Raw genomic sequence first — 428 nt, 5'->3', positions numbered from 1 at the left:
TCATCGAAAACGCCGACCGCATGGGGCTTTCCCAGCTTTACCAGCTTCGCGGGCGGGTAGGCCGTTCCTCCCGCAAGGCCTACGCCTACTTTACCTTTACCCGCGACAAAGTGCTGACCGAAATTGCCGCCAAGCGCTTGTCTGCCATCCGGGAATTTACGGCCTTCGGTTCCGGCTTCCGCATCGCCATGCGCGACCTGCAGATCCGGGGCGCCGGCAGCCTGTTGGGACACAGCCAGCACGGCCACATGGAGGCTGTCGGTTACGACCTGTATGTAAAAATGCTGGGGCAGGCCATTGCCACCGCGCGTGGCGAAACACCGCCGCCCGACAAAAGCGACTGTCTGGTGGATATTTCCATTGACGCTTACCTGCCGGAAGATTACATTCCCGATCCGGCCGGACGCATTGAAGCCTACAAGCGGATT

1 pseudogene is annotated in these 428 nt (G+C 60.3%); it reads left to right on the top strand.

Annotated elements, in window-relative coordinates:
• Positions 1-428 (top strand): annotated as a pseudogene (locus H6B10_RS15425) (transcription-repair coupling factor); the annotation flags it as partial.

The organism is Gemmiger formicilis (assembly GCF_016901605.1).
Taxonomy (GTDB): domain Bacteria; phylum Bacillota; class Clostridia; order Oscillospirales; family Ruminococcaceae; genus Gemmiger; species Gemmiger formicilis_B.
This window is presented reverse-complemented; position numbering and strand designations above follow the sequence as displayed.